The organism is Phenylobacterium sp. LjRoot97, assembly GCF_964254345.1.
Classification (GTDB): Bacteria; Pseudomonadota; Alphaproteobacteria; order Caulobacterales; family Caulobacteraceae; genus Phenylobacterium.
Map to the genome: position 1 here is coordinate 1,825,062 of NZ_CAXUTH020000001.1, position 24,521 is coordinate 1,849,582.

Annotated in this window: 23 protein-coding genes and 1 tRNA gene; 7 read left to right on the plus strand and 17 right to left on the minus strand. The window is 70.6% G+C overall.

Annotated features, from left to right (window positions below; all coding sequences use genetic code 11):
* The first annotated feature begins 30 nt into the window (after positions 1 to 30).
* Positions 31 to 423: a hypothetical protein gene (locus ACSQ2H_RS09165; RefSeq protein ID WP_436061108.1), complete on the plus strand. Its 393-nt coding sequence runs from the start codon at positions 31 to 33 to the stop codon at positions 421 to 423.
* 7 nt (positions 424 to 430) lie between these two features.
* Here ACSQ2H_RS09165 and hfsH read toward each other — a convergent pair whose 3' ends face one another.
* From hfsH to ACSQ2H_RS09190, 5 genes are all read right to left on the minus strand, one after another.
* Positions 431 to 1,222, minus strand: coding sequence for an oligosaccharide deacetylase HfsH (gene hfsH / locus ACSQ2H_RS09170; protein WP_436061109.1), 792 nt, complete (start codon positions 1,220 to 1,222; stop codon positions 431 to 433).
* Entirely contained in the window at positions 1,222 to 2,151 is a 930-nt protein-coding gene (gene hfsG, locus ACSQ2H_RS09175) for a polysaccharide biosynthesis protein HfsG (RefSeq protein ID WP_436061110.1), read from the minus strand. The genes hfsH and hfsG overlap by 1 nt, the downstream gene beginning before the upstream one ends.
* The gene (gene hfsF, locus ACSQ2H_RS09180; protein ID WP_436061111.1) at positions 2,148 to 3,593 is read right to left on the minus strand and encodes a polysaccharide biosynthesis protein HfsF; all 1,446 of its coding nucleotides are present in this window, start codon (positions 3,591 to 3,593) and stop codon (positions 2,148 to 2,150) included. The genes hfsG and hfsF overlap by 4 nt, the downstream gene beginning before the upstream one ends.
* 212 nt (positions 3,594 to 3,805) lie before the next feature.
* Entirely contained in the window at positions 3,806 to 5,335 is a 1,530-nt protein-coding gene (hfsE, locus tag ACSQ2H_RS09185) for a polysaccharide biosynthesis protein HfsE (RefSeq protein WP_436061112.1), read from the minus strand.
* Between the two features lie 233 nt (positions 5,336 to 5,568).
* The gene (locus ACSQ2H_RS09190) at positions 5,569 to 6,564 is read right to left on the minus strand and encodes an alpha/beta fold hydrolase (RefSeq protein ID WP_436061113.1); all 996 of its coding nucleotides are present in this window, start codon (positions 6,562 to 6,564) and stop codon (positions 5,569 to 5,571) included.
* A 132-nt stretch (positions 6,565 to 6,696) separates the two neighbouring features.
* Here ACSQ2H_RS09190 and ACSQ2H_RS09195 point away from each other — a divergent pair, with 132 nt between their 5' ends.
* Positions 6,697 to 6,906, plus strand: coding sequence for a hypothetical protein (locus tag ACSQ2H_RS09195; protein ID WP_436061114.1), 210 nt, complete (start codon positions 6,697 to 6,699; stop codon positions 6,904 to 6,906).
* 161 nt (positions 6,907 to 7,067) lie between these two features.
* On the opposite strand, the gene ACSQ2H_RS09200 is transcribed toward ACSQ2H_RS09195, so the two are convergent.
* Entirely contained in the window at positions 7,068 to 7,328 is a 261-nt protein-coding gene (locus ACSQ2H_RS09200; protein WP_436061115.1) for a hypothetical protein, read from the minus strand.
* Positions 7,329 to 7,519: 191 nt separating this feature from the next.
* Between ACSQ2H_RS09200 and ACSQ2H_RS09205 the strand changes: the two genes are divergently transcribed.
* Positions 7,520 to 7,609 (plus strand) — tRNA-Ser (locus tag ACSQ2H_RS09205).
* Positions 7,610 to 7,660: 51 nt separating this feature from the next.
* Here the strand turns inward: ACSQ2H_RS09205 and ACSQ2H_RS09210 are convergent.
* Positions 7,661 to 7,915 carry a hypothetical protein gene (locus ACSQ2H_RS09210; RefSeq protein WP_436061116.1) on the minus strand — a complete coding sequence of 85 codons (255 nt, stop codon included), beginning with the start codon at positions 7,913 to 7,915 and terminating at the stop codon, positions 7,661 to 7,663.
* A 53-nt stretch (positions 7,916 to 7,968) separates the two neighbouring features.
* Here ACSQ2H_RS09210 and ACSQ2H_RS09215 point away from each other — a divergent pair, with 53 nt between their 5' ends.
* Both ACSQ2H_RS09215 and ACSQ2H_RS09220 read left to right on the plus strand, forming a co-directional pair.
* Complete coding sequence (locus tag ACSQ2H_RS09215; RefSeq protein ID WP_436061117.1) at positions 7,969 to 8,148, plus strand: hypothetical protein; 180 nt, start codon at positions 7,969 to 7,971, stop codon at positions 8,146 to 8,148.
* Positions 8,149 to 8,150: 2 nt separating this feature from the next.
* A complete protein-coding gene (locus ACSQ2H_RS09220) occupies positions 8,151 to 8,822 on the plus strand; it encodes an HAD family hydrolase (protein WP_436061118.1) in 672 nt (223 codons plus the stop codon).
* A 40-nt stretch (positions 8,823 to 8,862) separates the two neighbouring features.
* Here the strand turns inward: ACSQ2H_RS09220 and ACSQ2H_RS09225 are convergent, their stop codons facing one another.
* From ACSQ2H_RS09225 to ACSQ2H_RS09255, 7 genes are all read right to left on the minus strand, one after another.
* Positions 8,863 to 10,062 carry a Ca2+-dependent phosphoinositide-specific phospholipase C gene (locus ACSQ2H_RS09225; RefSeq protein ID WP_436061119.1) on the minus strand — a complete coding sequence of 400 codons (1,200 nt, stop codon included), beginning with the start codon at positions 10,060 to 10,062 and terminating at the stop codon, positions 8,863 to 8,865.
* A 13-nt stretch (positions 10,063 to 10,075) separates the two neighbouring features.
* The gene (locus tag ACSQ2H_RS09230; protein ID WP_436061120.1) at positions 10,076 to 12,355 is read right to left on the minus strand and encodes a TonB-dependent receptor; all 2,280 of its coding nucleotides are present in this window, start codon (positions 12,353 to 12,355) and stop codon (positions 10,076 to 10,078) included.
* 122 nt (positions 12,356 to 12,477) lie between these two features.
* Positions 12,478 to 13,650, minus strand: a complete 1,173-nt coding sequence (locus ACSQ2H_RS09235; RefSeq protein ID WP_436061121.1) for a TetR family transcriptional regulator — start codon at positions 13,648 to 13,650, stop codon at positions 12,478 to 12,480.
* Between the two features lie 232 nt (positions 13,651 to 13,882).
* Positions 13,883 to 15,817, minus strand: a complete 1,935-nt coding sequence (locus ACSQ2H_RS09240; RefSeq protein WP_436061122.1) for an ATP-binding protein — start codon at positions 15,815 to 15,817, stop codon at positions 13,883 to 13,885.
* Entirely contained in the window at positions 15,810 to 17,312 is a 1,503-nt protein-coding gene (locus ACSQ2H_RS09245) for a methyl-accepting chemotaxis protein (RefSeq protein ID WP_436061123.1), read from the minus strand. The genes ACSQ2H_RS09240 and ACSQ2H_RS09245 overlap by 8 nt, the downstream gene beginning before the upstream one ends.
* A gap of 185 nt (positions 17,313 to 17,497) precedes the next feature.
* Positions 17,498 to 18,100: a response regulator transcription factor gene (locus ACSQ2H_RS09250; protein ID WP_436061124.1), complete on the minus strand. Its 603-nt coding sequence runs from the start codon at positions 18,098 to 18,100 to the stop codon at positions 17,498 to 17,500.
* 194 nt (positions 18,101 to 18,294) lie between these two features.
* Positions 18,295 to 19,032 carry a hypothetical protein gene (locus ACSQ2H_RS09255; protein WP_436061125.1) on the minus strand — a complete coding sequence of 246 codons (738 nt, stop codon included), beginning with the start codon at positions 19,030 to 19,032 and terminating at the stop codon, positions 18,295 to 18,297.
* Positions 19,033 to 19,184: 152 nt separating this feature from the next.
* On the opposite strand from ACSQ2H_RS09255, the gene ACSQ2H_RS09260 reads away from it, so the two are divergent.
* Positions 19,185 to 19,808 carry a hypothetical protein gene (locus ACSQ2H_RS09260; protein ID WP_436061126.1) on the plus strand — a complete coding sequence of 208 codons (624 nt, stop codon included), beginning with the start codon at positions 19,185 to 19,187 and terminating at the stop codon, positions 19,806 to 19,808.
* A 37-nt stretch (positions 19,809 to 19,845) separates the two neighbouring features.
* Here ACSQ2H_RS09260 and ACSQ2H_RS09265 read toward each other — a convergent pair whose 3' ends face one another.
* Together ACSQ2H_RS09265 and ACSQ2H_RS09270 are read right to left on the minus strand one after the other, a co-directional pair.
* Positions 19,846 to 21,120, minus strand: a complete 1,275-nt coding sequence (locus ACSQ2H_RS09265; RefSeq protein WP_436061127.1) for a M20/M25/M40 family metallo-hydrolase — start codon at positions 21,118 to 21,120, stop codon at positions 19,846 to 19,848.
* A 55-nt stretch (positions 21,121 to 21,175) separates the two neighbouring features.
* Positions 21,176 to 21,712 carry a sigma-70 family RNA polymerase sigma factor gene (locus ACSQ2H_RS09270; protein WP_436061128.1) on the minus strand — a complete coding sequence of 179 codons (537 nt, stop codon included), beginning with the start codon at positions 21,710 to 21,712 and terminating at the stop codon, positions 21,176 to 21,178.
* 210 nt (positions 21,713 to 21,922) lie between these two features.
* Here ACSQ2H_RS09270 and egtB point away from each other — a divergent pair, with 210 nt between their 5' ends.
* Complete coding sequence (gene egtB / locus ACSQ2H_RS09275) at positions 21,923 to 24,148, plus strand: ergothioneine biosynthesis protein EgtB (RefSeq protein WP_436061129.1); 2,226 nt, start codon at positions 21,923 to 21,925, stop codon at positions 24,146 to 24,148.
* A gap of 32 nt (positions 24,149 to 24,180) precedes the next feature.
* Here the strand turns inward: egtB and ACSQ2H_RS09280 are convergent, their stop codons facing one another.
* Complete coding sequence (locus tag ACSQ2H_RS09280) at positions 24,181 to 24,399, minus strand: general stress protein (RefSeq protein WP_056018305.1); 219 nt, start codon at positions 24,397 to 24,399, stop codon at positions 24,181 to 24,183.
* Positions 24,400 to 24,521: the final 122 nt, after the last annotated feature.

Here is a 24,521-nt window from a genome sequence, read left to right on the forward strand (position 1 = left end):
CTGGTGGAGGTGCTATGCTGCGTTGGCTCCATGAGCTGGCTGGTCTGGGTGCTGCTCGTGGCGCTCGCCGCGGCCGCCTTCTATTTCGCTGAAGGGTGGGTGTCAGGGCTGGCGCGGCTGGCGCGGACCTATCCGGCCGGCGCCGAGCGGATTCTCCGCAGCCAGTCCTTCCTGTCCGGCGAGTTCGGATGGTTCTGGACGTGCTGGGGCACGTTGACGCTCAGGGCGTGCGAGCGGGGCCTGATGGTGTCCGTCTGGCTTCGTCCGCCGTTCGTCGTGCCCTGGCATGACGTTCGCGTCGAAGGGCCGGAGGGGCATCGAATGACGCAACTGGTGTTCGGCGAGCCGGAGGTCGGGCGCTTGCGCATATCCAGCAGAACCTGGGCGGTGCTATGCGCGGCCCGCGGCGAAGCTTTCGCCTGAACTTACCTCAGATGGGGTCCCGGCTTTCGCCGGGATGAGCGGTGGTGAGGCGGCGTGCTACCGCGCCGACGGTGTCGATCTCGAAGCCGGCGGCCTGGGCTTCGTCGATGAGGGTCGCGAGGGCCGTGGGCGTGCAGCCCCAGGGCGAAGGATCGTCGGCGACGTCGTGGGTGTAGAGGATCAGCCAGGCCTTGCGGGCCTTGGCTTCGTGCAGCCAGCGGCGGGCGACCGCTTCGCCGTCCGGGCCTTCGATGCCGACGGCCGGGGCCTGGTTGAGGTCGACGCCCTTGTCGATGACGCCGTGGTGCAGGCCGCGCAGGGTGGCATAGCGATGGGCCAGGGCCTGCTTGGGGCCGGCGGCGACGTCGCCATAGGGATAGGCGAAGCTTTCCAGCGAGCCGGCGCCCCAGGCGGCCAGGACCTGCGCGTTATGGTCGGCCTCGGCGGCGGCGGCTTCGCCCGAGGCGCGGCCGCAGTCGAGGTGCGAGAAGGTGTGGCAGCCGAGTTCGTGGCCGGCGGCGGCGAGACGGCGATAGTCGGCCTCCTGGCCGCAGACGCCCATCGGCGCGTCCTGGCCGGCCAGGCCCGCCGAGACGTAGTAGGTTCCGCGCAGGCCGCGGGCCTCGAGGATCTGCGCGCCGGCCGCGCAGGCGGTGAGCGGGGCGTCGTCGAAGCTGATCGACAACATCGGGCGGCCCGGCGCGGCGGCCAGCGGGCGGCGATGGGCCAGGCGCGCCAGGCGGCGGCGAAGCTTTCCCTTGAGCGAAGAGTCGGCCTTGTAGGCGCCCTCGTAGGACATCAGACGGCCTCGGCGTAGAGCGCGGCGCGGTAGAGCCGCATGGCCAGGGCGCGGCTGCCGAGCGGGGCGGATTCGGCCAGGGCGTACTGCTTGAGCATCGGCCGCCAGAGGCCGCGCAACGGGGCGCGCTTCAGCGCCTTGGCGACCCGATAGCTCGGATAGCCGCTGACCACGGCCGGATGGGCGGCGACCACGCGGGCGAAGTTGGCGGCCGACTGCTCGTACTTGGCGGCCATGGTCCGGGCGGTGTCGAGGCCCAGGTGCGTGGCGGTGTTGTCGAGGTGCAGGATCGGCCAGCGGCGGGCGACGCGCATGCCCCACTCGACGTCCTCCCAGCCCCAGCCGGCGAAGCCCTCGTCGAAGGCCTCGGTCTCGAAGACGTCGCGGCGGACCAGGAGGTTGGAGGTGAAGACGTGCTTTTCGGGGTGCTGGCTGCGGACGGCGGCGTCCAGGCAGTCGCTGTGAGAGGCCATGCTTCGATGCAGGGCCTGGTCGCGGCGCGGCGGGACCTGCTTGAGCGAGAAGCCGCCGAAGGCGACGGGGGTGTTCTCGCGGGCGATCAGCTCCAGCCAGCGGCCGAGGAAGTTCGGGTCGTCGGGCAGCATGTCGCTGTCGAGGAACAGGAAATGGCCGGCGCGGGCGTGGCTGACCAGGCGGTTGCGGCCCTTGGAGCGGCCCTCGTTGCGGGCCAGGCGGATGAAGCGGGCGGGCAGCGGCAGGAGACCGACGGCGGCCTCGACCTCGTAGGAGAGGTTCTGGTCGTCGCTGCCGTCGTCGAGGATGACGATTTCGGCGGCGACGCCGGCTTCGCGCGAGAGGGCGGCCAGCAGCGGGATCGGGTCGTCGCCCTTGAACGGGATCAGCACCGAGAGCTTGGCGCCGCCGCGATACCAGGCCGGATTGTCGACGATGAGGGCTTGCTGGGTCATGCGGCGTTCCGGGCGCGGAGGGTGCGAAGGGCCTGGCCGGCGCGGCTGCGAAGGCCGCCGGCGTCGATCAGGTAGACGGCCAGGCCGTAGACGAGGGCGCCGAGACTGGCCTTGGCGGCGAGCTCGGGCAGGCCGCCGAGGGCGGGGATGCGGCTGACGGCGAGCGCCATCAGCGCGCTGGCGCCGAGCGCCTGGGCGAGGGTGAGCCAGGGCACCGGCAGGGCCATCAGCCGGCGGCCGAGCAGGGCCGAGGCGGCGAGGCCGAGGGCGTAGCTGGCCAGGGTGGCGATCAGTGCGCCCTGCAAGCCCAGCCGCGGGATCAGCAGCAGGTTCAGGACCAGGTTGGCGAGCGCCGGCAGGGCCATGGCGGCCAGCAGGAAGACCGTGCGCTGGCCGAGCGTGAAGGCTTGGTGGAAGTAGTAGGTGGTGAGGCCCGCGAGCAGGCCGCTGGCGGCGATCCAGGGGGTGACCTGCGCCGCGCCCTGGGCCAGGGCCGGGCCGACCATCAGCTGGGAGAGCGGCGCGGCGACCAGCGCCAGGCCGACGGCGGCCGGGACGGTGAGCAGCAGCATCAGCGAGGCCTGTTCGCGCGCGGCCGGGATCAGGGCCTGCTTGCCGCCGCGCTCCAGGGCCATGATCAGGGCCGGGCCGCCGGCCGCGCCGAGCCAGATGAACACCACGTCGAGGGTGCGGTTCGCGAGGCTGTAGCCGGCGTGGTAGACGCCGACCGCCGCCTCGTCGAGGAAGGCGGCGAGCAGGAAGCGGTCGGTGCTGGAAAGCACCAGGGCCAGGATCAGCGACAGCGCGACCGGGACGCCGTAGCCGGCGTGGCGGCGCATCCGGGCCGGCTCGAAGCGGCCGCCGGCGGACTTGCCGAACTCGGAGGCGAAGCACCAGAGCGCGCAGACCGTGGCCGCGACGCCGACGCCGATCAGCGGTGCGGCGCCGCCCAGGCCGGCGAAGGCCAGGGCCGCGCCGAGCGCGAAGGCGCCGAGGGTCTGGACCAGATCGATGTTGGCGGCGCCGGCCACTTCGCCGGCGGCGCGGCGGCGCTCCTGGGCCAGGCGCGCGAAGGTGCGCGGCAGGACGGCGAGCAGGCCGCAAAGGGTGGCGAACTTCAGCCCGGGATTGAGCGGCAGGACCAGCACCAGGGCGCAGGCAAGCGGCAAGGCCCCGAGCAGCACCAGCCAGGTGCGATAGACGGTGGCGGCCAGGTCGCGGCCGCCGTCGCGGTCAGCCTCGCCGGCCCAGTAGCGGGCCAGCGCCGCCTCGTTCCAGGTGAACACCGCCGTGTGGACGAGGCTCATCACCGTGAAGCCGAGGGCGTAGTCGCCGAACTGGCTGGGCGAGAGCAGGCGCGTGAAGGTGACGATCGTCAGCAGGCCGACCAGCCCCTGAACGATATTGACCGGCAGGTAGCCGACCACGCCACGCCAGAACATCCGGTTCCTTCCCAAGCGCACAGGGCGGCAGGACGCCGCCTTCAGGCGCAGGATGACGCAAGGACCGGTTGCAAACCGTTAAGCGCGTGGGATTTTTCGCTTACCCCGGCGAAGGCCAAGGCGCAGCACTTCAGACCTTGGTGGACACGGAAGCTCCGCTTGGGTCCCGGCCTTCGCCGGGATGAGCGGGGGGGTGAGCTGGGCCGGCGGCCCTAGCGGACGGTCTCGGAGTCGCCCAGCAGGCAGGGGACGGTCATGAACATGATGTAGAGGTCGAGCCAGAAGGACTGGCGCTCGATGTACTCCACGTCCAGCGCCACGCGGCGGCGGACCAGTTCCGGGGTGTCGACCGCGCCGCGCGAACCGTTGATCGCGGCCCAGCCGGTCATGCCCGGCTTCATGCGATGGCGGTGGGCGTATTCGGCGACCAGGCGCGAGCTCTCGACGGCGCCGGTCTTCATGCCGATGGCGTGGGGGCGCGGGCCGACCAGGGACATCTCGCCGGTCAGCACGTTGAACAGCTGCGGCAGTTCGTCGAGGCTGGTCTTGCGGATGAACTTGCCGACCTTGGTGACGCGGTCGTCGTCGGCGCTGATCTGGCGCGCGGCCTTGGCGTCGGCGGCCTCGGTGCGCATCGAGCGGAACTTCCAGACCACGATCTCTTCGTTGTTGAAGCCGTGGCGGCGCTGGCGGAAGAACACCGGGCCGGGGCTGTCCATCTTGATGGCCAGGGCGACCAGCAACATGATCGGCGTGGCGACGAACAGCGCGATGGCCCCGATGATCAGGTCCTGGGCGCGCTTGGCCAGGGCCTTGCCCTGGTCGATCTCGGCGCCCGAGACGCGGGCCAGCGGGATGCTGGCGATCCGGTCGATGGCGTCGGCTTCCTCGGCCTGGCCCTCGCGGTCCAGCAGCAGGGTGATCTCGTTGGGGAGCACCTTCAGGCGCTCGAGCAGGGCGTGCACGCGCTCGCGGGCATGGGCCGGCACGGTGATCACGATGCGGTCGACGAACGGCATGATCCGGTGGGCCAGCAGCTCGTCGGTGCCGCCCAGCAGCGGCACGCGGTGCAGGCCCGCGGGCGTGCGTTCGGCGCGGTCGTCGAACACGCCGAGGACGTGAGCCTCGCGGGTTTCCAGAATGGCGGCGATCAGGCGGTCGGCGGCGCCGGTGGCCCCGACGATCACCAGGTTGGGCGTCAGCCGGCCATTGGAGCGCCAGCGCTTGACGTTGGCCCACCAGAGGCCGTGGGCGGCCGCCACGCAGAGGAACGCCATCGGCGTCCAGACCCCGAGCGAGGCGGTCAGCATGATCGCGCCGACGAAATGGGTGAGAATGGCGAAGCACATCGCCACCGCGACGGCGAAGGCCACGGTGACCCGCATCAGATGCATGGCGAGGTCTTCGCGGCGGCCGAACTTGTAGCAGTCGAACAGGCGCAGGCTGGCGAAGGTGGCGACGGTGGCCGCGCCGTAGATCAGCAGCACGCTGGCGCCATGGGTCAGGGCCACGGCGATCAGGCTGCCGAGGATCAGCGCCAGGGCGTCGCCGGCCTGGAAGAAGCGGGTGAGCAGCCGGCCCGACATCCGCAGCCGGGTCGGGGTCAGCTTGTCGGGGCGCAGCGGGCCGCGACGGTCGCGGCCGGGATCGGCCCACGCGGCGGCGGCGGCGTCGGAATCGGCCTGACGGCGTGCACGGCGGTCAGCCAACGAGCTGGGCTTGAACGGGGCGGCGAAAGACATCAGGGACCGGTTTATCGCGATGACGGGGAAGCACACTGCCACACGGCCTCTGTGTGAGCAGTTAACGTACACGCGTTCTGTAACGACATCTGTAAACTATTCGCATCCGTAAAGCACCCCGCCTACGAACAGAAAGTCGACTGACTCAGACACGGGGGTGGGAGTGCGCTGCAACAACTGTCATTCACACTACAAGATGCTTGGTAAGGGCGAACAACCTGTGGGTGAATTGTTCACCTGCGCTTAAGCATATTCGCCTGAGAGGCGACTTCGTCGACCGCCGCAACGATGGCGTCAGGGCGGTCCGTCATCATCATGTGCGAGCTGCCCTCGATCACGCGGCTGATCCCGCGGCTCGAACGGCGCGCGAGTTCGCGGTGCAGGCCCCACCAAAGGCTGGCCAGCGGCTGGCGCGCGGCCTCGGGCGCGGCCGCGTAGGTCCCGTCGGCGGTGAGCACGATCAGCGGGAGGTCGCCGTAGCTCTGCCGGCCGGCGTCGAGCTGGTCGGAGGTGGCGCCCCAGAGCGTGTCGAGTTCGGAGATCCGCGCCCGCCAGGTCGACGGGCGCAGCGCTTCGGCCCGGCGCGCGGCGGCGGCGGCCGGATCCTGGCCGGGGCGGGCGGGGGGCGTGCACCGGTCGAGCGGCGGCTCGGTCGCGGGCAGGGTCTTGGCCTCGGCGGCGGCCAGGCACTGGGCGGCGCGCGCCCGCAGCGGCCCGAGGCCGGCCGCGCCTTCGCCGAACATCGCCGCGAACCGGCGGTCCTGGTGCTCGACCGATGGATCGACCAGCACCATGCCGACCACGTCCTGCGGCCGGCGGTTGGAAAACAGCCGCATGTAGAGCGCCCCGGCCGAGTGGCCGACGACGATGTAGGGCCCGTCGATGCGCGCGGCGGTCAGGCCGCGCTCGAGATCGCGAGCGATGGCCGCGCCGTCGCGCGGCAGTGGGCCGGCATCGGAGAAGCCGGCGCCGGCGCGATCGTAGCTGCAGACGCGATAGGACTTGGCCAGCGCGGCCTTGACCTTGCCCCAGCCGAGCGAATCCGCCGCGTAGCCGCCTTCGAGCAGCACGGTCGGGGCGCCGGTCCCGGCGCAGCGGAAGTTCAGCTTTCGCCCGTCGGGCAGCCGCGCCAGCAGCTCCGGGCTGGCGCTGGGGTCGGCGGCGGCCGCCTCGGGCGCGTCGCAGGCGGCGAGCGCGAGGGCCAGCAGGGGGAGCAGGAGCGGGCGCATGATCATCTCATCCCGGGAAGGGGTTTGGGAGGGAGTGAACACCGGGTGATGCAACAGTACCGCCGCCCGCGCGTTGAGCCGAAGCGTGACTGGGGGGCGCGTCCAATATCCGTCAGGAAGCCCGATAGCGCCATGATCGATCTACCGATTTCGCGGGCGGTGGAGAACACCGCCGAGCACGTCGCCTACCAGCTGCTGGAGCGGGTCGCCGACCTCGAAGGCGTGGCCCTGACGCGCGGCGGCAAGGACAAGCTGGCCAGCCGCAAGTGGCTGCTGGACACCTATGCGGAGTGCCTGGACGCGGCCCGAGGCGCGCGCCGCTACGCCAAGACCCCGTCCTGATGTCAGGATGGCGAGGGGAGCGCGCCGGCGATGGCGCGCTCCCCCGCCTTGCCGGCGCGTAAGGCGCCGGCGCGCGCACTGGGACGATGGGCTCGTTTTGGTGCGCGAGTGTTCCACTTAAGGACCGCGCAGCAAGCCTCGTGCCGTCAGATCTCGATGTTCTAGATCTCGATGTTTTGGGGGCCCTCGGCGCCGACCACCAGCAGCCGCGCGCCCGGCTCGGCGCTGGCTTGCAGTTCGACGTCGCCGTACCAGGCGGTGTCGCGGGCCGGATCGGCGTCGAACAGGATGGCGCTCTCGCCCTTGCCGACGAACAGCTGCTCGATGGCCTGGGGACTGGCGTCGATTCGCGTGATCGCCACGCCGGCGGCCCGCAGCTCGCCGATCTTGGCGTCCAGTCGCTCGTGCAGTGAACCGTTCACGCTCGTCGCCAGCCTCCCGTCGCTTAACCTTAAGCGATGAAACCGGCGGCGCGCCGCACATTTTGGCGAGCGACGCGTGATCGTCGGCCTGCGGCGTTTTTCTTTTCCGCGCCCCCGTTGCTCCCGGCGCCCGGTTTCGCTATGGAATGCGACCCGATTTGGAGCGCACCCCGTGCGAGTCCGGTCGGACTGGTGACGTGGCCGAGTGGCTGAAGGCAACGGTTTGCTAAATCGTCATACGTGAAAGCGTATCCAGGGTTCGAATCCCTGCGTCACCGCCATCTTTCTGAAAAATCGTCCAACGTGGTCGCCTCGGTCCATGCGCCTCGGCGTCAGAAGTTCCGGTCCTGAACGCCGCGAAGCTCAAAGTCTTCGATCTCAGCGCGAACCGCCGCCTCATCGGCGTCGGGGTGCATGCCCATGTAGTCTTCAACGGCGCCGTCAACATTGTAGTCGTACGTCATGCGGAGGCCGTTGACGTACAATTTGGTCGGCGAGTAGCCGATGCGGTGGTCTTTCGTCATGTCGCGATCCGAAGAGGTAAAGTCGAAGAGGACGCTTTGGGCGGCACAGATGACATAGTGCACGCTCTCTATAAACTGGTCCGTCAAACCGGCTGGAACTCTCCGGAGGCGCAGTGATGCGAACGCTTCGTATCAACAGTATGGCGGACTACACGCCGTCGCGGCTGTACTACGCGTCGTTCAAGTGGCAGGACGTCGGCTACACCGTCGACCAGGCCGTCGAGCGCTACATGGAGCTTCACCCTGACGCGGATGAAGCTGCAGTGCGCGCCGAGATCGTTGCGGCGGCCTCCTAGACATGACCTTGCCTTTTCGGCCGAGCGCCGTGGTCTTCGACATGGACGGCTTGCTGTTCGACACCGAGGCGCTCTGGCAGGAGGGGCTGCTGGCGGCGGCCGCCGAGGCCGGGTTCGAGGTTCCGGGCGCGGTCTATGACGGGTCGATCGGCGTGCGGCGCTCGCAATGCGGGGAGCTGTTCCGCGCGCACCTTGGCGCGGACTTTCGGTTCGAGGACTTCCACGGCAGTTGGCGGCGGCATTTCTGGCGGGTCGCCGAGGGCAGGCCGGCCATGAAGCCGGGCGTGCTGGAGTTGCTGGAGCTGCTGGATCAGACCGGCCTGCCGCGGGCGATCGCCACGTCGTCGTCGCGGGCGAGCGTCGAGCGCCACCTGGCCGCGAACGGCCTGACGGGCCGTTTCGAAACGATCGTCTGTCGTGGCGACTACGAGGCGGGCAAGCCGGCGCCCGATCCATTTCTGAAGGCGGCCGAGCGGCTGGGCGCCGAGCCGCGGCTGTGCCTGGCGCTCGAAGACTCGCACATCGGCGTCCGGTCGGCGGCGGCGGCCGGGATGATGACCGTGATGGCGCCCGATCTGATGGCGCCGACGGACGAGATCCGCGCGCTCGGGGTTCTCGTCGTCCGCGACCTGCACGAGGTTCGCGAGCTGGTCGAGGCGAGCCTGCGGGCGTGAGCAGCCGCTGGCCCCCGGGGGGAGGACCAGCGGCCGCTCCTCAGCGGGCGGGCGCCTCGGGGCAGGCGCCGCTCACCGGGTTGCAGCGGAAGCCGCCCTCGAACGGGGCGACGGCGTAGGCGTTGCCGAAGATGTTCGGTGCCCACGGATAGTCGGTGGAGACGATCTGGGCGCCGCTGGCCAGGGTGGCGTCACGGCGGGCGGTGTCGTTCTGGCGCGCCTCGTAGGTGTCGATGTCGCTGCGCGAGCGGACCAGCCGGCCGCTTTTCACCAGGTCCTTGATCTCGGCGCCGCGGGTCAGGGCGTTGTCGACCATGGTGAAGGCCGCGTGGGCCATACCGGGCTCGCCCTGCACGAAGGCCAGCCGGCCTTCGAGGTTGGGATGGCCGTCGAGGTAGGGCTTGAAGGCGGTCAGGTTCATGCCGGGCACGATCATCAGGAACACGAACTTCCCGCGCGCCTGACCCACCGTCGGCCAGGCCCCGGCCAGGGCGGCCTTTTCCAGGGTCGCGTGCCGGCCGCGCAGGTCGTCGGGGGCGACCACCTTGTCGCGGCCGATGATCTCGCCGATCGAGGCGTCCATCTCGGCGAAGGCCTTGGCGTCGAACGGGATCAGCTTGGTCGCGCCGGGCGCAAACCCGGCCAGGCTGTTGAACTTCGGCTCCAGCAGCACGAACACCGGCGAGTGGCCGGGATTGGCGTCCGACCAGGCGCGCATCTGCTGCAGGCACAGGCGGAAGGTCGGGCAGCTGCTGCGGAAGTCGAGGTCGGCGGCGTGCAGGGTCTTGAGGCCCGGCTCCTTCAGCGCGTCGGAATAGAGCGGGGCGAGGTCCTTGGCGCCTTTCTCGCGCAGCAGCCGGTAGGCGAGGGGATCGCAGAACCGGCCGCCCTCGTGGTCGACGTTGAGGTCGAACTCCAGGCTGCGCAGGCCGGCGCGCAGCTGCATCTCGACCGGCGGGTGGACGTATTCCAGGCCCGCCTGCAGGTCGGCGCCGAGCGGATTGGGATGCTCGTCGGCGAAGCGCGCGGCCATGGCCGGCGGCATCATCTTCATCATCCCGTCCAGGGTCGGCTGGATCAGCGGCTTCATCACCGCGAACACGCGAGGGTCGGCCGGCTGGCTGTAGCTGTTGTGGGTGCCGACCACCTGGATCTGGTTGAGCCTCAGGTCGTCGCCCGGGGCCGCCGCGGCGGTCGAGGCGAACGCCAGGGCGGCGAGGCTGGTCATCAGCGTCTTCATGGGGGCTCTCGAACTAGCGGGTGATGCGGACGCGGACGCCGACCATGCGCGGGTTGGCGCGGATCGAGGTCGGGACGCCGAAGAACTTGCCGCCGTTGCCGACGTCGCGGACCCAGTCCTGGTCCAGCAGGTTCTCGGCGTAGGCTTCCAGCAACACGCCGTCGGCGCTCTCCAGCCCCAGGCGCAGGTCGACCAGGCCGAAGGCCTTCTGCATCTCGCTCTCGAGGTTGTCGTTGTTGAGATAGTACTTCGAGCGCCAGGCGTAGTTGGCGTTGGCGAAGCCGTCCCAGTCGCCGAACACTGGGCGGCGGTAGTCGGCGCTGAGCGAGACCGTGTGCTCGGGGGCCATGCGGAAGACGTTGCCCGAGCGGTCGACCGGCTGGCCGCCGACCACCTCGCGGAACTCGTCGTACTGGGTGTGCAGGTAGGCGTAGGCGCCCGACAGGGTGAGTTCGGGGGTGACCTTCAGGCCGCCGTTCATTTCCACGCCCCAGGCCGAGGCCTTGCCGGCGTTGACCACGCCGAGGGTCAGGTCGACGGCGCGGGTCTGGAAGTCGTTGTAGTCGTAGGTGAAGGCGGCCGCCTCGAAGTAGAGGCGGTCCATGAACGTGCCCTTGGCGCCGACCTCGAAGTTGACCACCTCCTCGGTCTTCACCTCGCTGAAGGTCGGGGTCGGCTGGCCGTTGACCGGCGCGCCGAAGGTGGTCTGGGGATAGCCGGCCTTCAGGCCGCGCGAGGCGCCGGCATAGATGTTGACCTGGTCGGTGAGGCGGTAGGTCAGCGCGATCCGCGGCTGGACCATGTCGTAGTCGCGGCTGTTGGAGAACTCCTGGCCCAGCGAGTTCGAGAGCCCGTTGGGCAGGGCGATCGGGCGCACGCCGTCGACCGTGGTGACCAGCGAGGAGTTGCGGACCGTCGCCTCGTCGTGGGTGACGCGTACGCCGGCGTCCAGCACCAGGCGGTCGGTGATGTCGTAGCCGCCATTGATGTAGGCCGACCAGCTTTCGCGGTTGTTGCGGGTGTTGGAGAGCGTCGAGTTGCCGGTGGTGACCGGCAGCACCAGGCTGGTTCCGGGCACCGGGAAGCGGGTGACCGGGGTGGTGTTGCGTGGGAAGCCGGCCAGCAGCAGCTGTTCGTTGATCACGAACTCCGACTGATTGAAGGTCTTGTCCTTGTAGAAGCTGACCCCGCCGACGGCGCGGAACGGACCGCCCTGGTCGTAGGCCAGACGGAACTCCTGGCTGAGGATGCTCTGGTCGTCGACGTTGTTGCGGCCGATCAGGAATTCGTAGGTGGTGCCGTCGACGTCCCAGGACTCGGCGAAGTCCACCTCGCGCCAGGCGCTGATCGACTTGAGGTTCCAGCCCTCGGCGAGGTCCCAGTCGGCCAGCAGGGTCGCGCCGGTCTGGCGGCGCTTCTGCGGCGGCTGATAGCGGTTCTGGCCGGCGTCGCTGAACCAGCCGGTGTCGCCGCCGGGCGAGGCGATGTTGATGGCCTTGGTCGCGGCGGCGGCGTCGTTGTCGGCCTGGTGGTCGAGGATCAGGTCGAAGGTCAGGTCCTCGCTCGGCGCCCAGCGCAGCGAGGCGCGGGCGGCCCAGAGGTCGTCGTCGTTCAGCTTCTTGCCGCCGGCGATGTTGGTCATGTAGCCCTCGCGCTCGCGGCGGCGGACCGAGACGCGCAGGCCAAGCTCGTCCTCGATGATCGGCAGGTTGGCTGTGCCGGTCAGGCTGTAGAGGTTGTAGGAGCCGTACTGGCCCTCGACCGACCAGCCCGGGCGCGACAGGTCGGGGCGGCGGGTGACGACGGCGACGGCGCCGATCTGCGAGCCGCGCCCGTAGAGCGTGCCCTGCGGGCCCTTGGCGACCTCGACGCGCTCGATGTCGAACAGCTCCTTGAGCATGCCGCGCGAGCGGCTGGTGTCGACGTCGTTGAGGAAGAACGAGATGCTCGGCTCGGCGACGGCGCCGGCGTTGCCGGCCTCGATGCCGCGCATGACGAAGCTCGCGGCCGAGTCGGTCTGCTGCTGAACGAAGAAGCCCGGGGTTCGGGTTGAGAGCCGCTCGAAGTCGGTGAAGTTCTGCTGCTCGATATTGGCCGCGCCGAAGGCGGCGATCGAGATCGGCACGTCCTTCAGCTTCTGCTCGCGTTTCTGGGCGGTGACGACCACTTCCTCGACCGCCAGCGGGTCGGAGGCGGCGGCCTGGGCGAACGCTTGTTCAGTTGCGATGGCGCTGGCGCCGATGGCCAGAAGCGCCCGCAGCGTATGGCGGCGGGCGTGCGCGGTCTTGAGCATCTGTGATCCCCTGTGGCTCGGACGCCGGCCTTCTAGGGGGTCTCAGAGCTTCTCGGGAAAACAGTTGTGCGAAATATTTACGACGCGTTCAGGCGCTGATTGTCACTCAACAGAACAAATGTTCAGTTCGGGAGTCCGAGCACCCAGTTCACGAGCTCGGCGCTTGCGGGCGGCGGGACGCCTTCGGCGCGGGCCAGCAGGGTGGCGCCCAGCCGGGCGATCGAAGCGCTCTGGGCGGTGCAGAGGTCGAGGTCGCGGCCCAGCCGCTGGGACACGCGCCGGCGCAGGTTCTCGCCGCGCAGCCGGCGCAGGTCGACCGCATAGGGGGCCAGTTCCGGCTCGCGGGCCGCGGCCAGGGCCACCGACACCGTGCCGCGGGCGACGAAGGCTTCGATCTCGGCCTGGTCCTGGCGCGGCGTCAGCCGCCCCTGGGCGACGAGGTAGATGACCGTCAGGCCGGCGCGCAGCAGGTCCAGGCGGGTGCGGAAGTGATAGGCGACGGACGAGGCCGGGGCCTTGGCGCGCTCGCCGACGGCGCGGTGGGTCACCCCCTCGGCGCCGCGGGCGACGATCACCTCGCCGGCGGCCAGGGCGATCTCCAGCGCGCGCCCGGCATAGGGCGCCTGCGAGGCCGGGCCCGGAAGTTCGAGCGCCGGGTCGAGCCGGCGGACGACGGCCTCGAAGAATTCAGGATCGGACAGGCCAAGGCCGGCGCCGCGCCCGGCCAGCCGCTCGAGGGTCATGGAGCGCATGAGGCGATAGTCGGGGCTGTCCGGTTGGGCCAGGCCATGAGCGGTCTCGTCGGTGACGTAGCCCATGCAGGCGCGGGCCCAGGCGTGGGGATCGTCGATGCGGCCGTCAAGCAGCGCCAGCCAGAAGGCGCGGCGCTCGGATATCCAGGGGGCGACCAGTTCGCGCGCTTCCTCGTCGCCGACCGCGGCCAGCAGCAGCTCGCACCAGATCAGGCTGGTCACCCGCTCGGGGCCGGCGGCCGCGTCCAGATACTGTTCGAGCAGGGCGGCGAGCGCGGTGGGCGCCAGGCGCGGCAGGCCGGCGAAGCGGGCCAGGAAGGCGGCGTGGCGGGCCGCGTCGGCGTGACGCTCGGCCAGGACCAGCCGTTCGATCAGCGCCCCCTTGGTGCCGAAATGGTAGGTGAGGGCCGCGACGGTCGAGCCGCTGGCCTCGGCGAGCGGGCGCAGGGTCAGGTCGCGAAAGCCGCCGGCGGCGAGCCGGACGCGGGCGGAGTCGAGGATGCGCTCGGCCGTGGCGGCGTTGCTCGTCTCGGCCGAATCCATGCGTCGCCAGGCTCCTGCTGCGCGGGCCGCCAGTCTTGCGCACAGGTCGCGGACGCTATCAACGCCAACCAGCTTGACCTTGGGGCAGCGGGGCGGGATCGTCGGCGGGCGCGGCATCCCCCCGAGTCGCGCACCGGCCCTCTATCCCCCTCATCCACACCTGGAAGGGGGTCGGGGTCCGCTCCCTCCGTGTCAGGGAGCGGGCCGATGTGGGGGCTCCTCACACCGACGATTAGGCCAGCGGTTCGGGCGGCGCGTCGCGGGCTTCCATGACTTCGGCGATGAGTTCGGCGGCGTCGAGCGGCTTGACCAGGAAGGCGTCGGCGCCGGCGCGATGCGAAGCTTCGCGGTGCTCGGGCATGGCGTTGGCGGTCAGTATGCAGATGCGCGGGCCGAGGCGCAGCGGGCGGGCGGCGCGGATGCGGCTGACGGCGGTGACCCCGTCCATCACCGGCATCTGCATGTCCATGAGGATCAGGTCGTAGGTCCGCTCGGCGGCGGCCTCGACCGCCTGCTGGCCGTTTTCCACGCAGGTTAGGTCGACCGGCAGCCCGCCGAGGATCAGCTCGACGACGCGGCGGTTGGTCGGGTGGTCCTCGGCCAGCAGGACGCGGACGGTGCGGTCGCCCGGCCTCGGCGCCTGGCTGGGTGCGGGCGGCGGCGCGGCGGCGTCGCGGGAGACGCGGCGCAGCGGCAGCTCGAAGGCGAAGGTCGCGCCCTCGCCGGGGCTGGAGGCGGCGACGATCTCGCCGTCCATCAACTCGACCAGCGAGCGGGAGATGGCTAGGCCCAGGCCCGTGCCGCCGAACTGGCGGGTGATCGAGGAGTCGGCCTGCTCGAAGCGGTCGAATAGCGCCTCGGCGACCTCTGTCGGGAAGCCGACGCCTGTGTCCTCGACCACGAAGCGCACGCGGCGGACGTCGCCGGCCAGCCCGCGCGACAGCACCTTGAGGCGCACCTCGCCGCGGGCGGTGAACTTCACGGCGTTGGAGAGCAGGTTCGACAGCACCTGACGGATGCGCAGGTCATCGCCGTGGAAGCGGTCGCAGACCTCGCGGTCCATCTCCAGGCTGAAGCCGATGGACTTCTCGGCGGCGCTGGCCTGGAACAGGGCGAAGACGGCGCGGACCATCTCGGCCAGGTCGAAGGGGTCGTCACGGATGCACATGCGGCCGGCGTCCACCTTGGCGAGGTCGAGGATGTCGCTGAGCAGGTCCTGCAGGGCGCGGCCGGAGGTCTCGATGAGCTGGACCATCTCGCGCTGGGTCTCGGCAAGTTCGGTTCGCGCCAGCGCGCCGGCGACGCCGAGCACCCCGTTCAGCGGGGTGCGGATCTCGTGGCTCATATTGGCCAGGAAGGTGGACTTGGCGCGGCTGGCCTCCTCGGCCTCCTCGAGCGCCTGGACGAGGCGGGTCTCGGCCGCCTTTCGTTCGGAGAGGTCGCGGACGATGGTGGTGAAGGCCGTGCCCGCCGGGGTCTCCAGGCGGGCGAGGGAGGCTTCGGCCGGGAACTCCTCGCCATTGCGCCGCAGGCCAAGGATCTCGGCGCGCTCGTGCATCCGCAGGCTGGGCCGTGTGCCGGAGGCGAAGCGATAGACGGCCTGCTGATGACGCTCGCGGAAGCGGGGCGGCATGAGGTCTTCGACGCTGCGGCCGAGCGCCTCCTCGGCGCTGTAGCCGAACATCGCCTCGGCCCCGGCGCTGAACAGGATGATCCGGGCTTCCGAGTCGGCGACGACGATCGCCTCGGGCGAGATCTTCAGCATGCCGGCCAGCATCTGCTGGCTGCGGTGGGAGGCGGCCTCGGCGGCGCGCAGCGGCGTGACGTCCTGCAGCGCGCCGGCCAGGCCGATGGCTGCGCCGTCGGGGGCGAAGCGCGGCGCGCCCTGGTGGCGCAGCACCCGCACGGCGCCGTCAGGCAGCTTGACGCGATGGTCGAGGGCGTAGGCGCAGCCGGTGTCGAGCGCCCGCTGGACGGCGTCCTCGACCCGGCGGCGATCGTCGGCCGGGATCCGCGCCAGGGCCTCGTCGGCGGTGCAGGCGCCGGGCGGCAGGCCGAGCAGGCGCAGGGCCGGCTCGCTGCAGCAGAGCGCGCCGCTGGCGGCGGTCCACTCCCAAGCGCCGGCGTTGGCCAGCCGCTGCACGCGTTCGAGGCGGTCCTCAACCATGGGCCAGCCGGCCGCCGGAGACCGCCGTGGCCAGGGACCGGGTCAGGGCCGCGACGGGCCCGGCGTCGCCGCGCGGCTCCTGCCCCGAGAGCCGGAACCGGCCGACCATGCTGGTGAGTTCGGCCGCCTCGCCGCGCAGGGCGCGGGTGGCGGCGGCCGCCTGTTCGACCATGGCGGCGTTCTGCTGCAGGCCCTGGTCCATCTGGTTCACGGCGGTGTTGATCTGGGCCAGCCCCGAGGCCTGTTCTTGCGTCGAGGCGGCGATGCCGGCGACCACCTCGTCGATCTCGCCGACCTTGGCGGCGATGGCCTGCAGGACCGCGCCGGTCTCGCGCACCAGGCCGACGCCTTCGTCGACGTGCCCGGCCGAGGCCCCGATCAGGTCCTTGATCTCACGCGCGGCGTCGGCCGAGCGCTGGGCCAGGGCCCGGACCTCGGAGGCGACGACCGCAAAGCCGCGGCCGGCCTCGCCGGCGCGGGCGGCCTCGACCCCGGCGTTGAGCGCCAGCAGGTTGGTCTGGAAGGCGATCTCGTCGATCACGCCGATGATGCGGCCGATCTGGCCGGACGAATGCTCGATCTGGCCCATGGCCCCGACGGCGCGCTCGACGACCGTGGCGGAGAGCTCGGCCTGGGCCTTGGCGGCGGCGACGACCTCGCCGGCCTGGCGCGCGCCGTCGGCGGTGGCCTTCACCGTGGCGGTGATCTGATCGAGCGCCGCGGCGGTCTCCTCGAGGGCGGCGGCCTGTCGTTCGGTGCGGCGCGAGAGGTCGTCGGAGGCCCGGGCCAGCTCGTCGGCCCCGGCGTCGACCGCGGCGGCGTTTCCGGCCACCGAGGCGACGGCGTCCTCCAGCCTGACCAGGGCGGCGTTGAAGTCCTCGCGCATCTGGGCGTACTCGGCGGCGAGCTCGGTCTCGATCCGGTAGCCGAGATCGCCCTCGGCGAGGGCGGTCATTCCCGCGCCGATGGTCTGCACGATGGCCGCGCGCTCGACCGCCAGCACCTGGGTCTCGGCCTCGCGCCGCGCGGCGTCGGCGGCGGCGAGATAGACCGAGATCGCATAGTCCATGTCGAGCAAGGTCGCCTTGGCCAGGGCCCCGAGCTCGGCGGAGACCTTTTCCGGCGACGGGCCGCGGCGCAGCATCCCGCCGCGCGGCCAGCGGGCGGCGGTGACCGATGCGATCAGCGCCTCGAGCACCAGGGCGTAGCCGCCGATGTACCAGCGCGGCTCCAGCCCGATGCGGGCGTGGGTCTCGCCGACCGTGGTGACGGCGGAGACGTAGCCGTCGTCGAACCGGCCGCTGGAGATCGTCTCCCAGTGGTCGATCTGCCGGCGCTTGGCCGAGCCGATGTGGCTGGCGCCCGAGAAGAAGGCCCGGGTCTCCGGGCGCTCGGCGACCTGGCCGTAGAAGGTATCAAGGGCGCCGGGCAGGGCGCTCATGATGATGGGTTTGATATCGCGGAGACTCTCGCAGGCGAGGTCGTCCATACGCATGAAGCTTAGTCGTTCACCGAGCTGCGCAGATGTAGACATGTCAGGCCCCCGTTGTATTGGGCGTGACGCTGAACGAGTTGTTGTTAACGATGTCCTAAAATGACGAATATCAAAAGTAATAGAGAAGTATAGTCGGGTGCGTAATCTAAATAGTGCGTTGGAACTATATTTGACTGGCTGAACGGCTAGTTCGGCGGCCGGGTCTGGCCGGAGGCCATGCGGCTGACCACCTCAGTGCGGTTGCGCGCGCCGGTGGCGCTGAGGATCGCCTGGACATGCAGCTTCACCGTGGCGATGGCGATGCCGAGCTGTTCGGCGATCTCCTTGTTGGTGCGGCCGCGCTCGAGCTCGCGCAGCACCTCGATCTGGCGCGGCGACAGGCGTGGCCCATGGCCGGGCGTCGGGTCCGGGATGGCGCCGAGTTCCTCGAAGCAGGGGAAGTACTCGCCGCCGACCACGACCAGCCGCAGCACCGCGACCATCAGCTCCGACGCGGTGTCCTTGGGCACCAGGGCGCGGAAGCCGCGAGCGTAGGCGATCTTGGCCCAGCGGACGTTCTTGTGCGGCGGCAACAGCACGAGGCGTCCGGTGGTGAGGTGCTCGGTGTGGCGCTCGATCCATTCGCCGGGATCGGTCTGGGCCGGTGGATCGAGCAGGATCAGGTCGTCGGCATGCGGAGAAACGGCCGCAAGCTGCGAGACGTCGTCGAGCGACACCACCTGGTCGGCGGGGAGCTGGGCCGCCACCAGGGCGCTCAGCGCGTCCCGCCAAAGCGGCTGTCTGCTCACCACGACCACACGCATAACGCACCCCCTGGCGGCCGCCTCGCGCCGCCCGATCAATTTTCCCTAGCGCTAGTATGGGTTTCGGGGAGGCGAGTCATCTGGCCGATAGGACTATTCGAGGCCGTAGGGGGATCGCAAATGACGTTCTGTGAACGTCGTTTCGCGTAAGCCGCGAACTGATCGCGTATGGGGCGAGTTCAGACGCGATCGTCGGGCGGGGCCGCGCCTTCGCTGGCCGGGGCGCTGAGGGGGTCCTGAGCGTCCTGCAGGTTGCGCCACTCGGCGAAGCCGCGATCGAAGCGCGCCTGCCACTCGCCGCGGAACGTGCGGTACTCGGCGTCGTACTTGCGCTGCTGGGCCTCGCGCCAGGCCGCGTAGTCGCGATCATGGGCGGCGAGTCGGGCTTCGCGCCAGTCGAGATACTCCAGTTCGAACTCGGTCTCGGCGCCCGGGTGATAGGCGTAGTCGGCCGGCGGGCCGAACTGACGGACCCCGAGGTCGCGCGGATCCAGCGGCTGGTCGCCGTAGGGCGCGCGCTCGGCTTCGGTGGGCGCTGCGGCCTGCGGCCGGGCCCGGCGACGGACGATGGATTGGCGATAGCCGTGCGGCTCGATGCCGTACTCCTGGCCGCCGTGGGGCGCGTCGAGGCTGTAGTAGCCGCGGGCCAGGGCGTCGGCCTCGTCGAAGGGCACATCCGGGGCGCTGTCGCGGCCGGTCTCGTAGCGGCCGCGCCGCCAGTCGGGGCGCTCGTCGCTGGGACGGTGTGCGCCGAAGGCGTCGAACGAGCGGGTGTCGGCGCCGTAGTAGCGGGCCTGATCCGAGGAGAAGCGGCCTTCCTCGCCGAAGCTGCGCTGTTCCGGACCCTCCTGCGGGGGCTCGCCGCCGCGTCGCCGGGGCGGTCGCGGTTGGTCGGGCGGGGTCTGGCGATTGGGCATGGACCTTCTCCTCCGTGTCTCCCTGGTCATTCAGAAACGACGGGGCCGGAGGGGTGTTCCGTCGCCGCGCCGGTCGACTCGGGCGATGGCTGCGCGCGGCGGCGCGCGAAACGCCGCAGCGCGAAAGCGCTCGTACGCACTAGGTTGGGGCGATGACGACGAGACTGATCTGGCTGAGCGCTGCGGCGATGCTGGCGGCGAGCCCCGCGGCGGCGGTCGACCGCGGCACGACCCAGGCGGACGAGGGCTTCCGCGGGGCGGTGACCGCGCCGCTCGAGGACCTGAACCTCAAGCAGGCGCAGATCCCGGACGTGCTGCTGCGGGCGGTCGCCGACCCTTACGAGGCGGCCGAACTGACCCGCTGCGAGGCGATCGCCGCCGAGATCGGCCGGCTGGACGCGGTGCTGGGGCCGGACCTGGACGAGGCGCCGTCGCCCGACGAGCGCACCCGGATGCAGAAGCTGGGAGCGCAGGCCAAGGCGGCGGCCGTGGCCGAGGTGCGCGGCGAGACCCAGGACCTGCTGCCGTTCCGCGGCTGGGTGCGCAAGCTGAGCGGCGCCGACCGCCACCGCAAGGCGGTGGAGGCGGCGATCAAGGCCGGCGGCGTGCGGCGCGGCTACCTGAAGGGCGTGGGCATGAACATGAACTGCGCCCCGCCGGCCGCGCCGAGCTGGTTCGTTCCCGAGAAGCCGGCCACGCCGACGTCGTGGCTGGCCGGCCTCTGGGAGGGGCTGATGAGCTGGCTGAAGGGCCTGCTGGCGGTGTTCGGCCGCTAAGGTCCCGGCCGCCCCAGGGGTCGACCGGGCGGTCCCGCTAGTTCATCCCGGCGGCGACGAGGACGGCGGCGAGGCCGACGCTCATGCCGCGGACGCTGTTCGACTTCTCCACGTCGATCCATTCGTCGAGCGAGTGGGCGCGGCCGCCCGAGCCGCCGCCGCCGATGGTGATGGCCGGAATGCCCAGCGCCATCGGGGCGTTGGCGTCGGTGGAGGAGGCGTCGTACTGCGGCGTGTAGCCAAGCGCGGTGATGGCCGCGGCGGTCCCGGCGACGAGGCCGGTGTCCTTGGCGGTCTGGCCGGCGGGGCGGTCGCCGATCGGCTTGATCTCGATGCTGACCGCGCCGACGCGGGTCGAGCGGGCCTTGTTCTCGTGTTCGACGGCGGCCTGCATGATCTCTTTGAAGCGCGTGTCGAGCTTGGCCAGCTCGCCGGCGTCGGCCGAGCGCATGTCGAACTCGGTGAAGACCTTGTTGGGAATGGCGTTGACCGACGTGCCGCCGCCGGTGACCGAGGCCGAGTAGGTGACCTTCGGATTGGTCGGGACCTGGACCTCGTAGAAGTCGGCGATCGCCTTGCCCATGGCCGCCATCGGATTGACGATGCCGAACGAGCCGTAGCTGTGGCCGCCGGGGCCGCTGAAGGTCACGCGGTAGCGCTTGGAGCCGACCCCGACGTGGGTGATGCCGCTGGGGTCGAGGCCGTCGACCGAGAAGAACGCCTTGGTGCGGTCCTTGTACTTGCCCTGGTTGAAGAAGTAGCGGACGCCGCGCAGGTCGCCGGCCCCTTCTTCGCCGACCGTGCCGACAAACAGGATGTCGCTCTTGGTCTTGATCTTGGCCGCGTCGAGGGCGCGGATCCAGGCCAGCAGGACCGCCAGGTTGTGGGTGTCGTCGGCGACGCCGGGCGCGAACAGCTTGGTCCCCTCGCGGCGGACCTTCACGTCGGTGCCTTCGGGGAAGACGGTGTCGAGGTGGGCCGAGACCACCACCAGCGGGCCGGGCTGGGTCCCCTTGCGCAGGCCCATGACGTTGCCCTCGGCGTCGATCTCGACGTCGGTCAGGCCGTGGGCTTCCAGCATCGCCTTGTAGGCCTTGCCGCGCGCCTCTTCCTTGAAGGGCGGGGCGGGGATCTCGGTCAGGGTGATGATGTCCTGCACGGTGCGGTCATGCTCGCGGTCGAGCACCGCGGCGGCCGCCTTGAAGGCCGGGCTGGCGACGATCCTGGCCGCGTCGTCCTTGGGCGCGGCGAGCGCCGGCGCGGCGATCAGGACGGACAGCGCAAGCGCGGCGGCGGGCAGGGAACGGGACATGGATACTCCAGGCGAAACGAGTCGCCCGGCATAGTAGCGGCGGCGCATTCTGCGACTAGGCCCGGTGGGCCTCGGCGTGGTCGAGGGCCATGACGTCGGAGGCTTCTTCGGCGTCCATGATCTTGAGCAGGCGGGCGCGGGCGCGGTTGACGCGGCTCTTGATGGTGCCAAGCGCGCAGCCGCAAATCTCGGCCGCCTCCTCGTAGGAGAGGCCGGCGGCGCCGACCAGGATCAGCGCCTCGCGGTGCTCGTCGGGCAGTTGGGCGAGGCCCGCCTGGAGCGCGCGCATGGCGATGCTCCAGTCCTGGGTCGGCGGGGTGCGCATGTTGTTGGCGTACTCGCCGGTCTCGTCGCGGACCTCGCGCCGGCGGCGGATCACCTGAGTGTAGTAGGTGTTGCGCAGGATCGTGAACAGCCAGGCGCGCAGGTTGGTGCCCGGCTCGAACTTGTCGCGGTTGGACCAGGCCTTGATCAGGGTGTCCTGCACCAGATCGTCAGCGTCGGACCCATTGTGGCTGAGCGACCATGCGAAGGCGCGCAGAGCGGGGATCATCGCCACCACCTCGTTGCGCCACTCGGTGTCACCGCCCATGCTGTCCTCGAAACGCCCGTTCCCCTCGCGGGCCTCGCACTTTTCGTGGCAACTCAACGCGTCCTTGGGGCAACCGTTCCGGGTTGCGGGATCGTCCCGAGCCCCCAAATGCAAGGAACTGCGTTCCAGGTCCGACGTTTGGCGAGGCGAGCACGGCTTCGCCGGGCATGGCGAATTCCGGCACAATCTAAAGCAGAGTGGAGCGGGACGATGGCGTCATTCGACAAGGCTGGACTCGCTCCAGCGCCAGCCCGGGCCGCACGGGCGCGGGGCGCGCCCGACCCCTATCGCAAGGTGCGTGACGCCAGCCTGGCGTTGACGGCGCACCTGTCGGCCGAAGACCAGACCGCCCAGTCGATGCCGGACGCCAGCCCGGTGAAATGGCACCTGGCGCACACGACCTGGTTCTTCGAGACCTTCCTGCTGGTCCCGCACCTGCCGGGCTACCGGCCGTTCGATCCGGCCTTCGGCTATCTGTTCAACTCGTACTACGAGGCGCTGGGACCGCGGCAGCCGCGTCCGCAGCGCGGGCTGCTGACCCGCCCGTCGCTGACCCAGGTGCTGGCCTATCGCGCGCATGTCGACGAGGCGATGGGCCGGCTGCTGGCCGCGCCGTTCGAGGGCATGGCCGAACTCGTCGAGCTGGGTCTGGCGCACGAGGAGCAGCATCAGGAGCTGATCCTGATGGACGTGCTGCACCTGTTCGCGCAGTCGCCGCTGAAGCCGGCCTATGTGCCGGCGCCGGCCCTGCCGGTCGGGCGCGATCCCGGCCCGGCGGGCGAGGTCGCCTACGAGGGCGGGGTGGTCGAGATCGGCCACGACGGCGAGGGCTTCGCGTTCGACAACGAAGGCCCGCGGCACAAGGTCTATCTGCAGCCCTACCGACTGGCCGACCGGCTGGTGACCAACGGCGAGTGGCTGGCCTTCATCGCCGACGGCGGCTACCGCCGTCCCGAGCTCTGGCTGTCGGAAGGCTGGGCGCAGGTCCAGGCCGAGGGCTGGGAAGCGCCGCTCTACTGGGAGCAGGGCGAACGCGGCTGGCTGGCCATGACCCTGCAAGGGCGCCGGGCGATCGCTCCGCATGCGCCGGTCACCCATGTCAGCTTCTTCGAGGCCGACGCCTACGCCACCTGGGCCGGGGCGCGGCTGCCCACCGAGGCCGAGTGGGAGCACGCCGCACAGGGCCTGGCGGCGAGCGGCAACATGCGCGAGCAACTGCAGTTCGGGCCGGCGGCGGCCAAGTCCGCGCCGGGCCTGCGCCAGATGTTCGGCGACGTCTGGGAATGGACCCGCAGCGCCTATTCGCCCTATCCGGGCTTCCGTCCGGCGGGCGGGGCGGTCGGCGAGTACAACGGCAAGTTCATGATCGGCCAGATGGTGCTGCGCGGCGGCTGCTGCGCGACGCCGACCGGACATGTGCGGGCCAGCTATCGCAACTTCTTCTATCCGCAGCAGCGCTGGATGTTCTCCGGCGTGCGGCTGGCCTGGGACGGGGTTCCGCAGCCGGCGCAGGGCGCGCCCGACGGCGAGTTCGCGCGCGACGTGGTCGCTGGCCTGTCCAAGCCGCAGAAGGCGCTGCCGGCCAAGTACTTCTACGACGCGACGGGATCTGACCTGTTCGAGGCGATCACCGAGCTGCCGGAGTACTATCCAACCCGCACCGAACTGGCGTTGATGCATGCGCGGGCGGGCGAGATGGCCGCGGCGATCCCGGCTGGCGCCAGCCTGGTCGAGTTCGGCAGCGGGGCGAGCACGAAGACCCGGCTGCTGCTGGACGCCGCGCCGCAGCTGGCGGTCTATGCGCCGATCGACATCAGCGCCTCGGCGCTGGACGCGGCGGCGGCGGCGATCGGTCGGGACTATCCGAAGCTGACGGTCGCGCCGCTGGTCGAGGACTTCACGAAGGCGCTGGCGCTGCCCGACGCGGCGGGCCATCCGCGGGTCGGCTACTTCCCCGGTTCGACCGTCGGCAACTTCACGCCCGACGAGGTCGTCGCCTTCCTGTCAGGCGCGCGTCGGCTGCTGGGCGAAGACGCCCGGTTCCTGGTCGGCATCGACCTGGCCAAGGACGAGGCCACCCTGACCGCGGCCTATGACGACGCACAGGGCGTGACCGCAGCGTTCAACCTGAACCTGCTGGCGCGGATCAACCGCGAACTGGACGGGGATTTCGATCTGTCGGCCTTCCGCCATCAGGCGGTGTGGAACGCCGATCAGGGCCGGATCGAGATGCATCTGGTCAGCGAGCGCGACCAGTTCGTGAGCGTTGCGGGGCGATCGTTCCGCTTCGCGGCGGGAGAGAGCATCCACACCGAGAACTCGTACAAGTTCACGATGGACGGCTTCGCCGCGCTGGCCTCAGAGGCCGGCTGGAAGCTGGAGCGGAGCTGGGAAAGCTCCGCCCCGAGCTTCGCAGTGGTGCTGCTGAGGGCCTGACCGATCTTGGCATCGGCAGGCGCCTCGGCGTCTCAGCTCTCGAGACGATCGCCGCGACTGCGGCCGCCACCACGCGAGGACTCACCGCCCTTGCGCCCAGCGGAGGCGGCCAGGTCGCGGTCCTTGGCGAAACTGCGTTTCTCGCCCGGAACACTGGCGCCGCCCTTGCGCGCGATCTCGCGGCGGCGTTCCGGATTCATTGCTGCAAATCCGCGGCGGGATTTCGGCTTGGCGGTGGGTTCAAGATCCATGAGCGGCTCCTCTGCGCGCCGACCGTCGGGGGGAGGGCGGTCGACGCCTCGCTATCCTTACGGTCAAGCAAACTCGCCAAGGGCGAAGGAGGTTGCGCGCAAAATGCGATTGGCGCCTGCGA